This is a genomic window from Microvirga sp. 3-52 (genome assembly GCF_018383585.1).
In the GTDB taxonomy this organism is placed as follows: domain Bacteria; phylum Pseudomonadota; class Alphaproteobacteria; order Rhizobiales; family Beijerinckiaceae; genus Microvirga.
The window spans coordinates 396-808 of the sequence record NZ_JAHAMK010000005.1; the positions used below are offsets into that span (position 1 = coordinate 396).

The following is a 413-nucleotide window of genomic DNA, read 5'->3' on the forward strand; positions in this document are numbered from 1 at the left end:
AAGGACGACATCACCATGCCGCAGCTCGCCGCAGAACTGGCAGCCCTCGGCACGACGGTCACGCCCGCGTCGATCTCGCACTGGTTCATCCGCCAGGGCTACAGCTTCAAAAAAAACGCTGCGGGCCAGCGAACAAGGACGCTCCGACGTGCGCCAAGCCCGCGAGCACTGGAGAGCCAAGCGCCAGCCCCGCATGCGCCAGGAGCCGCACCGGCTCGTGTTTCTGGATGAGACCGGCACCTCCACCAAGATGACGCGCCTGCGCGGCCGCTGTCTGAAAGGGCAGCGCCTGTATGCCAAGGCGCCTTTTGGTCATTGGCTGACACAAACCTTCATCGCGGGCCTGCGCTGTTATGGGCTGACAGCGCCGTGGGTGATCGATGGGCCGATGACCCGGCGCATCTTCGAGACCT

At 64.9% G+C, this 413-nt stretch carries 1 pseudogene; it reads left to right on the forward strand.

Going from position 1 to position 413, the window contains the following annotated elements:
- A pseudogene (locus KHP60_RS25050) lies at positions 1–413 on the forward strand (IS630 family transposase); the annotation flags it as partial.